The organism is cyanobacterium endosymbiont of Epithemia clementina EcSB (assembly GCF_029919255.1).
Classification (GTDB): Bacteria; Cyanobacteriota; Cyanobacteriia; order Cyanobacteriales; family Microcystaceae; genus Rippkaea.
Genome location: NZ_CP123991.1, coordinates 1,294,839 through 1,308,785, shown reverse-complemented (window position 1 = coordinate 1,308,785; position 13,947 = coordinate 1,294,839). Strand labels below are relative to the sequence as shown.

Genomic DNA, 13,947 nt, shown 5'->3' with positions numbered 1-13,947 from the left:
TAGTGCTGTTTATTTATGTCTAACCAATGACTGTAGTGCATTAAGAGAGATATGTCTTCAGTTTCAGGAACCTTTTATCGTTGATATTGACTAGAATTATTAGATTGTATTGATAATTAATTCAGTGGTAGTGTGAGGAAACAACATGCAAAAGACGCTCTTTCTGAGTCCCCCTTCCTTTAATGGTTTTGATGGAGGTGCAGGAGCAAGATATCAAGCGAAACGTGAAATTACCTCTTTTTGGTATCCGACTTGGTTAGCACAACCGGCAGCATTGGTTCCTGGGAGTAAACTAGTAGATGCTCCTGCTCATTATCAAACGGTGGAGGATGTTCTTAAAATTGCTAAAGACTATGAACTGGTTATTATGTATACCAGTACCCCCACTCTTCTTAATGACGTAAAATGCGCTCAGGCTATTAAAGCCCAAAATCCTAACACTCAAATTGGTTTATTAGGGGCACATGCGGCGGTTTTACCGACTAAAACTCTCGAAGAAAATCCAATTCTTGATTTTGTTTGTCGCAATGAATTTGATTACTCTTGTCAAGAATTAGCTGAAGGAAAGTCCTACGACCAAATTAAGGGACTCAGTTACCGTGATCAACAAGGAAATATTAAACATACTGAAGAACGGGAATTAATTCACGATTGGGATTCAATGCCCAGTGTTTTCCCTGTCTATGCAGATAATCTTGATATTAGAAACTATTTTGTTGGTTATTTACTTAATCCCTACATTTCTTTGTACACAGGTCGCGGTTGTCCTGCAAAATGTACGTTTTGTCTGTGGCCCCAAACTATCGGAGGACATCAATATCGCGCCAAAAGTCCTGAAGCGGTAGGAAAAGAAATGGCGTTAGCAAAATCTCTTTGGGGAAATTCTATTCGGGAATATTTCTTTGATGATGATACTTTTACCATTGATAAAAAACGGGTAATTGCTATTAGTGAATATCTCAAAAGACTAAAATTAACTTGGAGTTGTAATGCCCGTGCTAACTTAGATTACGATACTTTAAAAATTCTGCGAAACAACGGATTAAGATTACTTTTAGTCGGTTTTGAATCAGGAAATCAAAAAGTACTTGATGGAGTGAAAAAAGGTATTAAACTTGAAGTCGCCCGTAAGTTTATGGCTAACTGTAATAAACTTGGAATCAAGGTTCATGGGGCGTTTATTATCGGTTTACCCAATGAAAGCAAGGAAACCATTGAAGATACTATTCGCTTTGCTTGTGAGGTGAGTCCCCACACGATTCAAGTGTCTATTGCTTCGCCCTATCCCGGGACAGAATTGTATCAACAAGCTTTAGATAATGGTTGGTTCACTAATGGAAATTTAGTAGCAACTTCTGGCATTCAAATGTCCACTTTGCAATATCCTAATCTATCGGCAGCAGAAATTGAAAATGCAGTTGAACAGATGTATCGCCGTTTTTATTTCCGTCCTGGGGCAATTATTCCTATCGTTAAAGAAATGTTAGTTGATCCCCAGATGTTAGTGCGTCGTTTACGAGAAGGACGGGAATTTATGGCTTATTTAAATGAACGTCATAACCGAACTTTAGTTAACGCTTCTTAATCAATGGCACATGGCTTTTAATTAAAAGCCATGTGCCATTGATCGCAAAGGGCGCGCTTCCAGTAGGCGCGTCTTTCCTTTAATTCTATAAGACTTGTTATATTAATTGATGATAAAAATCATGTATATTGAATAATAAGTTCATACTTTATACGAATTAACTCAAGGCTTCTTCAATGAGATAATTCATCTGTTTATTGTCGATATCAGATAATATAAGATTAGGATAAATTGCTGTTTCTTTGAGTGGATGATTTAAAAGTTTGCAACTATTATTAGTCTTATTAAACCTGAACCCTAATGAATTATGAACAACAGAGACAATATCAAAAGTAATTTCACCTGAGGCAGAATTAATCGGCTTTCCATCTTGAGGATCTATAACTTCAATTAACCATTTTTCTCTTTGAGCAACTGCTCGGATGTTCTCTCCTAATTTCAAGAATTCTTTTTTTAATCTCTGTTTTTCCTGCTGAACTTGCTGATTAGTTTTTTCTAGAGATATTTCAGCCTCTAATAAAATAATGACCATTGTTTGAGGATAAAATTTATACTCTGGTAACAATCTCGAGTAATTTTCAATAACAAACCTGGTTGGCGGTTGAATATAAATCTCAATGAAAAGTTGAGTTGCTTGTTGATAACTAATAATAGGTTGATTTGGTAACATTAAATCCAACTACTAAAAACAACTACTTCCAATAAATAGTTGCAAAGACACAACAACTATTTTAAGACCGTCTAGGTTGAACATGGCCAAGTGATCGTCCAATTTTGCTAGACAATCTTATCCCGAATAACCTTACATTATTTTTCTTTCTAAAAAGAAAGCCTAATACAACATTGGTATTATCTCCACTTTATACTTATACGAGTATCTCTTTGGAAGAGAAATTAGTCGGCTATCTCAAGGCTGGTAGTAACGTTACCCTCGTCTTTAAAGAGATTGATAGACTATAAGTTTTAATTTTCAGTTACTTTCTCAGTATTGGGGCTAATCCTTCTTTTTGCTGCTATTAGCTATTACCTTAGCACTAGTTATCGTTTTCTCTATCAACTTATAAAAGACTTGTAAGTTTATGCCTAGTAGATTAATGATTACTTTGGATGTTATTGTTTTGCTGTTACTCTTAAATGGGTAAAGTGATGACGCTAAAAATAGACATAAAAATCATAATCGAAAGCGATAGTATAGCCAAACAGCGATTATATCAAAAAATATTAGATCGAATTCTATTACCCACAATATGACATAAAATTGAATTTATACGCAACTTTTGCCTAAAATTTTATTTATGTCAATTCCTCCTACAACCGATATTTGGAAATACAAACCTTGGTGGTGTCAACCATGGACAGTTCTTTTAACAGGAACAGGGATAATTTTGGGAAGTTGGCTACTATTTCATAGAATTTGGCTGACGGCTATGAACTCACTTCCCATTTTGATATGGTGGTTTTATTTTTTGATTTTTGTTCCTCATTTATTTAAACAACAAAGTCTCAATCGAAAACAGTAAAATTTTATTATTGCTTAATTTTAACGACAGAATAAGGCAGATAATATTTGCCCTAACCTTACGATTATCGAAAATGGTAAGGTTTTTTCTGATGTCACTATGAATTTTCTAAAAACAAGACCTTTCTATCGGAAAGGTCACTAAGTCTTCTTTTCTAAAAATTAGCAGTTCATCCCAGTCAAAAAAAACTATTAAATTTTCTTCAAATCAATAATAGGTTTCTGATTCATCTTAAATATAAAGAAATTATGATACTCACTTTATCTAAATTTGTCTGCTAAAGATTTCTAAATCTTAAAAGCGTTCTTGACTAGATCTAGATTTAATTCCTACTATTATAAAAGTAACTTGTTGCCCAGTCTAAAGTAATTTATAATGTGCAGACAGCCCTAACCAAATTAGATGCAGTATTTTACTAAGTGATAAATTTTCTGGACTATAGTTAGTACTATATAACTAATAAGTTTTATTTTGTTGTCATAACTTTATCATTGGCAACATTATAGGTATTTTAGAAGCCTCTTAAATGTAAGTTAAAAATAAAAAAAATTAATCCTATCTGGAGAAAAAATTAGTACATCCTAACTTTCATGATTTCCAAATCTGCTCTCGGTGCTAATTAACTGCATTTAACTTATTAAGATTTTATATTTTCTCGTTACTGTTAACTCATTATAAATTTACCCTTAAGAAGGTAAAATAATTAAATAGTTTGTATTTTGTACTTGTCAAGTAGTAGAAAAACCTACAAAATACTTATATGATTTTTAAGACAAATTTTATCCTATTGATGAATTTTAATTTTCTTGTTTATTTAAAATTTCTTTGATCTAATATTTTTAGCCCCCATTTTTATCATGAAATATTTTATGCCATCAGAGGAACTTTTATCTTAGCGACTATTAATCTAGAAGAAGATAAATAGAAAGCGATTAATATATACGTAATTTTTTCAAAAATGTGATTTATATAAAAACTAAAATAACTAGTATATTACTTTAATTAAAATTAATTTCAAGAGCAATTTAAATTAAAGAAAATAAATGCACTAGTATTTAACGGAGTTAATTTGAGTAACTTAAACGTTGCCGAGAAAATTTACTTTGTATCAAAAGGAATATATGTCCGTAATAGACCTAAATCTAGGTTTAAACCTAAGTTTTATATCCTTCCTGTAGAAGGAGGTGGAATATTACATGGTATCTATAATAGAAAAGTTATTTATAAAAATTGCTGTATTTAAACTTGCGGACTTGCATATTAGATATTTTGAGAAAAAAAATTATCAGGATTAAAGTTTAAAAATTATTCTAATACTAATATTGTTATTCATGGTGGTAAACTATTTCCCTTAGATGAAATTGGTTTACCTTATCAAATAAAGCACTAAAGTTTTAGACACTTTAGCGGCATGGGACTTTAAAGAACAAACAACCCGGTCGACGACAGCCTATCCCAGATCAGATAGCTACGGGACAATTGCATTTTCATCATTATTCTTTCTTTAAAATTCTCTATTTCCATTATTATATTGCTGATGCTTAAGGAAAAATTATTCGAACATCTCCTATTAAAATTGCTAACCCTTAAGATGTTTCACGATATGACAAGAGCTAAAAATTATGTTGTAGCCCAAGACAGTCTAAGAGCCTTTGACGAGGATTGAACTCGTGACCTCACCCTTACCAAGGGTGTGCTCTACCACTGAGCTACAAAGGCAATATTTAAATCGTTCAAAAACCTCTACTTTCTACCCTATATAAGGTTTGTGCAGAATAGAGAACCTTGAAAAGCATCGTGGTGGGCCGAGCTGGATTTGAACCAGCGTAGGCATAGCCAGCGGATTTACAGTCCGCCCCCATTAACCACTCGGGCACCGACCCATTTGCACCACGATTAAGAATTTTAGCACAGCTATTTTCAATATGCAATTTTTTTCTGAGAAAGTTGATTTAAAGGTTGTGGATTGGTGGGCGATCACTCTGAAACAGAATGCCCTGACCATGAGGGAAGTCACTCTCATCATAAATCTCTCCAACTAATTCTTCTAAAATATCTTCTAAAGTCACCAACCCTACGGTTCCGCCATATTCATCTACCACAATAGCAATATGAATTCGTTGCTGAAGCATCTCTTTAAGTAAATTCGTCACCCGCTTAGTCTCAGGGATATAGACGGGAGAATCCATCGCGTCGGTGACACAGATTTGAGACCGCGTTTCCTTAGATACCGATTGCAGGGTCTGGAGAGCTTGTTTAAGATGTACAATTCCTACAATCTGATCTTTGGACTCTCCTTGCACTGGAATACGAGAAAAGCCCGTTTCTAAAGATAAATTGAGTAACGATTGTAAACTAGCCTCATGGGAAATCGTGATCATGTCAATCCGAGGTTTAACAACATCTTTAGCCATCAACTGATCGAGCATTAAGGCTTTGTGGAGTAGTTGGTGCCTATACAAATCCAAATGTCCTTTTCCACCCAAAATCTCGATCATTAGCTGTAAATCTGTTAAAGATTCTCCATATTGCGCTACTTTATCAGATTTGCCTTGAAATAAATAAATTGTCTTTTGGGTAATGGCTTCAAAAACTTGAACCATTCCGATCACGCTCAGAAATTGGGATAGCCAGAAAATGGGGCGGACAGCAAGACGAAAAAAAGCACGATTATTAATGATTGCCAAAGATTTTGGGGTTATTTCGCCAAAAATTAGGATAAAAATCGTAACAACTGCTGTTGCTACCCCTAATCCTGCATTTCCCAACCAAATAGCAAATAAATTACTGGTAAGAATGGCCGAAAAATTGTTAACGAGATTATTCCCGATCAATAGACTCGTAATAAAACGCCGTCGTTTTTCAAGGACTAAGCGGTAAATTCCCGAAGGATCTCCTTGATGCTCAATCAATCCCCTCAGTTTAAAATTATCAAAAGCAGTAATGGCAGTTTCTGAACCTGAAAAAAACGCGGATAAGAGCAGCATAAGGAAAACTGCCACCAAATCTAGCGAAACCTGCCCTAACAAGGGAGCAGGTTCAGCTATAGCAAAAAGGTCAGAGTCAATAGGTGACAAAATAGTTGATAAGGATAGTGACTGAAAGGCTCAGAAATAGTATATATGTTCTGAAAACCTTAAGAGTCGTTTGGACCAATTTAAAAAATGATGGATAACCCAGTCATTAATTTAGGTTAATTTAAGCAATATAAGCGACTTTGAACGCCCACAAAATTAATCCTATAATTGCTCCAAGAACTAAGAAGGTAGAAATGGCGACGAGAACGGGCTTATCGGCTCCGTCGAACTTCATAATGCCGCGATTAAGGTCTGACATTGAACTTGGCTCCTGGCTTGAAATTGAACAGGTTAGAAAAGTAACTCTAGCTAATAGGTTAGCGAAGATTTGACTAGAGTGGGCTAAAAATTATGACAAAGATCTTCTCGAAACGGTTCGGCAACAGGGTATATTAATTAAACAAAACTCCGAGTAATTTATGAATTGGTCAGTTGGTGCCATTGTTCTGTATTCAATTTTTGTCACGTCAATCTTGATTTATGTTCCTTTTTTGGCGGTAGGATATGCCCGCTTCCAAATTGGATATAATCGCTCTAGTCCCCGTGCTATGCTGGAGAAATTACCCCCCTATGGTCAACGAGCTACCTGGGCTCATCAGAATGCTTTCGAAACTTTTATGATTTATGCTAGTGCAGCATCAATAGCTTATGTAACGGGAGTAGATTCAGCTTTAGCTAGTTATGCGGCCATTACATTTGTCGTAGCACGTTTATTGTATTCTTTTTTTTACATTGTCAATTTGCCTTTGGGGAGATCACTGATGTTTGCTACAGGCCAACTGTGCACTTATTGTTTATTTGTTTTGAGTTTCCTTGAAATTCAATCGACAGTTCAATAACTGTATTTTTTATAGGGTACGATTACATAAAAGTATCAGCAAAAAGACTAATGTAGGAGTTAACAGTTGTTGACCCCTACTGAGTAACTTAATACTCATTTAAGAAACACTAATTCCTAAATGATGTAACTCTTGGTAGATCTGGTCAGATTGTTGCCACACTTGACCATCAAGGGCGATTTGCTCAATTAAACTTGCTAGACGCAAAGCCTTGAGAGCCTGCTCTCCCCCCACAGAAGGTTGATCACCGCCTCTGACACAGTGAACAAAATGCTCCAACTCTGCATGGAGAGGTTCAATATTGCTGGTATAGACTTTTTCGATGAGTCCATCTTGACGATAGAGAACCTGACCGTAATCACTAGTGTAATTGGCCGTGGTCTGACGATGGATTAGAATTTCATTGTTCAGAAAATCCGCTTCTGTTAGGCTATTTTCACAATGTGCTGCTAGACGGCGAATTTTGCGGTGGGTTACTTTGCTAGCAGTCAAGGTAGCGACAATGCCATTAGCAAATCCTAAGGTGGCGGTAACATAATCTAGATATCCTGAATTGGCGGCACGGCTACCACTAGCAGTTAATTTAACCACGCGATCACCCACCAGCTCAAGTAACAAGTCAATGTCGTGGATCATCAGATCTAAAACTACAGAAACATCGTTTGCCCGTTGAGAATATGGACTCATGCGATGGGCTTCTAAGGCCAGTAACTCCTCAGTTTTAAGGACTTTACTTAACTCTAGGAAGGCTGGGTTAAATCGTTCTATATGTCCCACTTGTAGAATCCCATTAGATTCAGCTGCCGCATTAACTAACGATTCAGCTTCAGCAATACTTGCCGCAATGGGTTTTTCAATAAGGGTATGAACCCCGGCTTTGAGACAGTCCATTCCTACTGAGTGATGCAACCGTGTCGGCACGGCAATACAGACAGCATCAACATGGGGCAGTAAGTCATGATAATTTTCAAAAAAACGAACTCGATATTTACTAGCGGTATCTAAACCTCGTTCAACGTTGACATCGGAAACACCAACAAATTCTACATCTTTGAGTAAGCTAAAAACACGAGTATGGTGTTGACCCATGTTGCCTACCCCAATCACACCGATGCGAATGGAATCAAAGGGATTTCGTGGTCTTTTTCGGGTCAATTGTGCGTCTGACATTCTCCTGGACACTCCTACACCAAGTTTTGACTTAAAATAGATTTCAGAACGAAAAATTTTAATTCTTCAGTCGATCACAAAAAATACTAGCACAGTTTGTCAAAACGTAAAGAATTTCAACAGTGATAGATAAGTTTGCCGATCCCCTACTGACTTCCGACTTTTCTTAAGCCTCTTCTTCGTAGTATTCAGGTTGTTTCTGCTTTTGAGGAATGTTGACACGAGGAGGGTTATAAGGTTCGAGTTCAACATCATCGTCCCAAACATCTTTCCGAACTTCATCGTATTCATGCTCTCTTTCTTGCCGTGGTAGTTCGTAACGAGCTGTCCGTTCTGCCCTGACTTCTCCCCAGTTATCCTCTTCTAATTCTTCGTAGCAGATAGATTCAGTTTGTCTTTTTGGGGGGGAAGTGGCGATGGGCTGCTCCCAGGTATCCTCATCCCACCGTTCTTCCGTTACTGAGTGTCGTTCTTGGAAAGGAGTATGAGTCCGCACGGGAATTCCGGTTCCAAGTTGGTTCTCCGGTCGAGTTGTGGGAGGATAGTAAATATCTTCTTCTTCTTTTTCCCAGGGAGGACGGCCAATGCCTAACCTTTCCAGAACTCCTACAGTTATTTGAACTAATTGCTCTTCTGCCCCTTCAAAAACAATTAGACGATTAGGACCACTACTGATTACTTGTTCAATAGAAAGTTCGTAAGTACTAATTAATCGGTCAGGAATATGTGGCAGTCCAAGAGAAGCAATAATAATAGAAGACACTTTCCCGGTTTCAAGATTAAACTCGAAGTCCCGAACTCGTCCTAACGGTTCTCCTGTCTCAGTGATTACTTCGCAGTTAACAACACGAGAGTGAGCATCAATATCGACAGTTTTAATCACGTCTTCATCTTCGACCAGGACGACATCTCCGATCTGATGACTACTAGAAAGATACATATATCGGGGCATTCCCGACAATGAAAGCACATTGTCTCGTAATCCTAGGGCAATTACTTCTCGTTGGTCTATATCTACTAAGACTTCCTTGACAACACCTAACTTTTTACCTGTATTGCGAGTGATGACCTGTGTATTAATAAATTCGTTACGTAATCGGATTTTATCGCTAGTCATTGTGTCCATAAGTTGGAATTTTGGCTCCCGGAGGATAGCCAGAATACAATAAAGTTTTCTTTGGTTTGACGGTTAACCCTCAATTTATAGATAATAGCTCATGGTCTAACATTTATGGTGTAACACTGAGGTCAAAGTATGAGCTCTAGTCTAATTTTAATCGAAAAGTATTTACCGTAATTCAGAACTTATGTAGGGTCGAACTTGTTTAGAAGGATTAATCATAAAAATGTTAATTTTAACTGAAATATCCTCTCTATTATTTTAACTAACTTTTTAGCAAAATAGATGTAAAAGAAGAATTTCTAATCAAAAGTTAAAATGCACTTTCTATTTCTTGCTTTTAGTACTGTGAACGGTCCCAGTTTGCTCTAAAAACTTGACAGTCCACACATCTTACACAAGTTAAGTCAAGACTTAACTTGTGTAAGATGTGTGGACTGTCAAGGTGAATTTTTTGGTAAAAATATATTTTTCTAGATTTTAATTTGTAAAAAAATCTACAAGTTCTTACAAAGTAAGAACTTGCCCGTTCTCTTGCCAAGAATTAACTATAATTACTTGTTTAGAGTTATTTATATTGATTTTTTTGTTAAGTATAATCCAAGGTAATATCTTGACTAGTAAACTATTTTTTTTAGGTAATCACTAGTAATTTTATTGATTGAGTCTCCTGAAAATAATTAATACTGACACGGAAGACTTAATGATAATAGTTGTTTAGAGCCATTATTTGTGATTCAACCACGGTAGATTATTCTCTAATGAGATTATGTCGTGTTTTTTTTTGAAAAGTTAGACGAAGATCATCTTGATTTGTTGTGACAAATAGAGTACTTATTGAAAATTCAATTAAATTTGAATCATTTAAAAAATAATAATTGTTCATTGTGCATAGGGATTGTTTATTTTAGATAAACAATCTATAATATATTCCTATAATATATTCCTATAATTTTATGGAAGCAGCCGCTGAATTCTTTTTGAAGAGGAAACATTTTAAAAAAAATAAAAATTAAATTTTAAAAGATAGATGTTGATAACAAATAATGTTTGCTTTAAGTTTACTTTATATTATGTCGAGATCTCAGAGGTTTTTTATATTTAATTCTTTGAATATCTAAAGTATCAGATAATTACTATTACTTATGCTCATCATCCTTTGGATGTATTTAAAGGCTATATTGCAGTCATTTAATATGTTTGTATAAAGGGAATTGATGGATAAATATTTGATGTTTTTGATTATACAATTAAAGGTAAACTAGATACTATTCAACTTGTTTTCAAAATTTTTTAGTAGTACAAAAAACATAGGCTGGATAAAAAATCCTGCCAATAAATGATCAATTTTTATGTTATTTATACTATATGAAAAGAATTAAAAGTGATTAAAATAGTAGTAATTGCTTATGATTAATAACATTATCTTGCTCTAAAAATAGAGCTTTTTGTTTGTAAAATAACTCAGGTTATACAACTTGTTTTACAGTAAAAATAGCTAAATTAATAGGTTTAATAGTGACTCTATCACTATTAAAAATAGATTAAAATCTCCGTAGGTTATATTTATTTACTTTTATTTATTCTAACTAGAATATCTTTCGGTAATTAGCTCATAATTTCTTGTATTTAGATTGATTAGACTATCATTATATCGATAATTTTAAAAAAATTTATATACCAAAAATCTGATAAACAATATTGATTTTACTCTGTTATATATCGGGGATGCTTCGAGCTCTATTTAAGAATAACTTTTAATCTTTATTAAGTAATAAAAACTCGCACTTAATTCTTCCAACATCCATACTTTAGTTGTTTATTTCTTATGAGAAATAACTTCAGAGCGAGTTTTATATAAGTACAGGGCATTATAACCAGCTCAGAAAACTTGAAAATTATCAATGAGTATAACTGATATTTAGATAACTATTGGATAGTTATACTGTACCGATTCACAGATTCCATTCTTCTCTTAAATCTTTCAATAGAGTCAGTAGTGTCAAGTTAGTAGTTTGGCAAGTTGTTTTTCTATATAAAAGAGTATATCATCTCTATCTTTATTGAAAATAATCAGTGTTTTTATAAGTGGAAAATGTTGCCAACGTTCATGACGACCTCTGCCTCATATTGGTAAATAAACCAATTCCTCATGAGTCATCTGAGTCTTTAATTATCGAATTTGTTAAATATAGACTATAGTTGACCTTCTATTATTTGTTTTGATCTAATCAAGTAGCATAGACTGGGGACATTTGTTATTATTCTCACTTTTTAATACTTTTATATATTACTCACCACGAAAATAGCAGGCATTAAAATAATAGGGCTTTACCAAACCTAGGACAGTAAAAACCTGCCAGACCAAAACACAGTTTGATTTGCCGATAACGTTTAACGTTAATAACAAGCAAACTATTTAGAACCCAAAACTATTTTTAAATCAAGTTTTTAAGACATTAGCGTCAATAATTATACATGACAATCTCGGTAGAACCAATAGTAGTTTGTTTGACTATGTTTTGTGATTAAATAAAATTCTAATTAATAGAACGTCCACCAAATTTTTCTCGCAAAAGTTCATCATTATCATTAGCAATAGTAGCCGATAAAGTAATAGCACGAGAAATTTCTTCTGGGGATAAGTCAGCTACAGAGCGTTGGCTTAAGACAACAATTTTATCCTTCATAATTCCAAATCTGGTTTCTAAGGTTTCCTCCCAATTCATAGTTAATAATTTTCGCATCAACCCTTCTTCATCTTCAGCAGGAAGTTGCAATACTGCTGCCCAAACTGTTAGTAAATCATCATCTGTTTCCCCAGTAAGCTGAACATATACTTCCACACTTCCATATTGAAACTTCCAAAGATAACCTTGATCATCATGATAAACCATCGCACTTTCATTTTCTGCTAGGCTACTGATTACCGTTTCAATGACTTCATGATGGGTGCTAGTGGTACTAACAAAATTATCAGGGAGAGTTCTTTCTGTGGTGTTTTCAGAGGTTAAGTTTATCATAGTCCTCACTCTAATCACTTTGATACTGATGTTTTTAACGACGGCTTTAGACTCATTCTAATTGTATTATCTAATTTAAGCTCACTAATAAGACAATATTTTATAAAAATTTCCGTTAATCAATTAACTTTTAAGGAAAAATAGTCTAGAGAGTGTCTATTATAGCTATCTTCCTTTTTAGGATTATGTTAAGTTTTTATCAAATTTAGAATTTATTGGTTTAATTAAGTTAAATGAATAATCATAAAACCTCAGCCTAGATAGTCCTCTAAAACTATTAATGGTGCTACGAATTCAAGACTTCCTTTAGATTTGTTTTGTCAAAGTACAATGTCATCAAAAGTTGCGCAATCACATTCGATCAGAAGTTATCGATAAAATGACAGACGTGGCGGAAGCTTTTCTTGAGACAGTGATGAAAAGGAGAATTTGTCATTCAATTAAGCCTGAAATTATCACCTAAATTTTCTGTAGGAATGTTTGCGATTATTGAGATTTTCTTCGAAAAATCATTTAATCGCTCTCCAGATAGAGCAAGGAGTTACTGAAGAAATTTCTGATATTTTTCTTTATGAGGTTCTGGTATAAAGGATAGAATGGGGAAGGAGGAGAGTCGAGGGAGATTGTTTAAGAAAATAAGACTGTATATACTGGGTTAATCACCAATGACTAATGATCGATCACAACAAATTGCTTTCTTGGGACTGGGTTTAATGGGCTCTTCTATGAGCGCTAATTTAGCTCGTAAGGGATTTGCTGTTAAGGGTTGGAATCGTACTCCCAGTCGCCCTAGTGTTAGGATAGCAAAAAAAGCAGGGGTAACAATAGTCTCGTCAATAAAAAAAGCAATAGAATCAGCTGATTTTGTCTTTACTTGTGTTGGGGACGTTCCCGGTGTGGAAGAAGTGATTCTAGGAGAAGAGGGAGTTATTAACCATGGTAAGCCTGGAGGATTAGTGGTGGATTTCAGTACCATTGGCACTGATGCCGCTCGTCATTTAGGAACTCAATTGAAACACCAAAATTTTCGCTTTTTAGATGCACCCATTTCAGGGGGAGACCTTGGGGCGCAGCAGGGAACTTTAACCATTATGGTAGGGGGTGAAATAACTGCTTTTAAAGCATGTAAACCCTATTTTGAAGCTATGGGAAAAACTATTATTCATTGTGGTTTGGTAGGGAGCGGACAGGGAGTAAAAATGTGTAATCAAACCCTTTGTGCTGTACATATGGTGGCTTTATGTGAAGCGATTAAAATGGCAGAAAAGCAAGGAATTGATCCTACTCTAATCATAGAGATTTGTAGTACAGGGGCAGCAAGTTCTTGGGCATTAAACAATTTAGGAGCAAAAATTGTTGAGGGTGACTATAATCCAGGATTCGCTATCAAATATATTTTGAAAGATTTACGATTAGTTAAAGAAACTATAAAGAAATCAGGAGATAGTTTACCAGGTGTAGACTTAGCAGAACAGCTTTTTAGGCTGGTTTCTAAGATGGATAATGGAGAGGGATTAGAACAAGGAACTCAGGCAATGATTCGTTATTATCAAAGCAAACATTAGCTTAATAGTTGGCATTGTTATAAGAGAGCAATTATTAAATAAGTTAAA

General features: G+C 34.8%; 10 protein-coding genes and 2 tRNA genes. 4 read left to right on the top strand and 8 right to left on the bottom strand.

Annotated elements, in window-relative coordinates; translation table 11 throughout:
• Positions 1 to 145 precede the first annotated feature (145 nt).
• A complete protein-coding gene (gene hpnJ / locus P3F56_RS04295; protein WP_281153544.1) occupies positions 146 to 1,585 on the top strand; it encodes a hopanoid biosynthesis associated radical SAM protein HpnJ in 1,440 nt (479 codons plus the stop codon).
• A 157-nt stretch (positions 1,586 to 1,742) separates the two neighbouring features.
• Here hpnJ and P3F56_RS04290 read toward each other — a convergent pair whose 3' ends face one another.
• Positions 1,743 to 2,255, bottom strand: coding sequence for a methylmalonic aciduria and homocystinuria type D protein (locus tag P3F56_RS04290; RefSeq protein ID WP_281153543.1), 513 nt, complete (start codon positions 2,253 to 2,255; stop codon positions 1,743 to 1,745).
• Positions 2,256 to 2,880: 625 nt separating this feature from the next.
• Between P3F56_RS04290 and P3F56_RS04285 the strand changes: the two genes are divergently transcribed.
• Positions 2,881 to 3,105, top strand: coding sequence for a DUF6737 family protein (locus P3F56_RS04285; RefSeq protein ID WP_281153542.1), 225 nt, complete (start codon positions 2,881 to 2,883; stop codon positions 3,103 to 3,105).
• A 1,647-nt stretch (positions 3,106 to 4,752) separates the two neighbouring features.
• Here the strand turns inward: P3F56_RS04285 and P3F56_RS04280 are convergent.
• The 4 genes from P3F56_RS04280 to P3F56_RS04265 form a co-directional block, all read right to left on the bottom strand.
• Positions 4,753 to 4,824, bottom strand: a tRNA-Thr gene (locus P3F56_RS04280).
• Between the two features lie 79 nt (positions 4,825 to 4,903).
• A tRNA-Tyr gene (locus tag P3F56_RS04275) sits at positions 4,904 to 4,988 on the bottom strand.
• 69 nt (positions 4,989 to 5,057) lie between these two features.
• The gene (locus P3F56_RS04270; RefSeq protein ID WP_281153713.1) at positions 5,058 to 6,092 is read right to left on the bottom strand and encodes a hemolysin family protein; all 1,035 of its coding nucleotides are present in this window, start codon (positions 6,090 to 6,092) and stop codon (positions 5,058 to 5,060) included.
• A gap of 211 nt (positions 6,093 to 6,303) precedes the next feature.
• Positions 6,304 to 6,441 carry a hypothetical protein gene (locus P3F56_RS04265; RefSeq protein WP_281153541.1) on the bottom strand — a complete coding sequence of 46 codons (138 nt, stop codon included), beginning with the start codon at positions 6,439 to 6,441 and terminating at the stop codon, positions 6,304 to 6,306.
• Positions 6,442 to 6,601: 160 nt separating this feature from the next.
• On the opposite strand from P3F56_RS04265, the gene P3F56_RS04260 reads away from it, so the two are divergent.
• Positions 6,602 to 7,021 (top strand): MAPEG family protein, encoded by a 420-nt coding sequence (locus tag P3F56_RS04260; RefSeq protein WP_281153540.1) that lies wholly within the window; start codon positions 6,602 to 6,604, stop codon positions 7,019 to 7,021.
• A 99-nt stretch (positions 7,022 to 7,120) separates the two neighbouring features.
• On the opposite strand, the gene P3F56_RS04255 is transcribed toward P3F56_RS04260, so the two are convergent.
• From P3F56_RS04255 to P3F56_RS04245, 3 genes are all read right to left on the bottom strand, one after another.
• Entirely contained in the window at positions 7,121 to 8,191 is a 1,071-nt protein-coding gene (locus P3F56_RS04255) for a Gfo/Idh/MocA family protein (RefSeq protein ID WP_281153539.1), read from the bottom strand.
• 166 nt (positions 8,192 to 8,357) lie between these two features.
• A complete protein-coding gene (locus tag P3F56_RS04250; protein WP_281153712.1) occupies positions 8,358 to 9,308 on the bottom strand; it encodes a PRC-barrel domain-containing protein in 951 nt (316 codons plus the stop codon).
• 2,543 nt (positions 9,309 to 11,851) lie between these two features.
• Complete coding sequence (locus tag P3F56_RS04245; protein WP_281153538.1) at positions 11,852 to 12,334, bottom strand: YbjN domain-containing protein; 483 nt, start codon at positions 12,332 to 12,334, stop codon at positions 11,852 to 11,854.
• Between the two features lie 665 nt (positions 12,335 to 12,999).
• Here P3F56_RS04245 and P3F56_RS04240 point away from each other — a divergent pair.
• A complete protein-coding gene (locus tag P3F56_RS04240; protein WP_281153537.1) occupies positions 13,000 to 13,899 on the top strand; it encodes an NAD(P)-dependent oxidoreductase in 900 nt (299 codons plus the stop codon).
• The last annotated feature ends 48 nt before the right edge of the window (positions 13,900 to 13,947 follow it).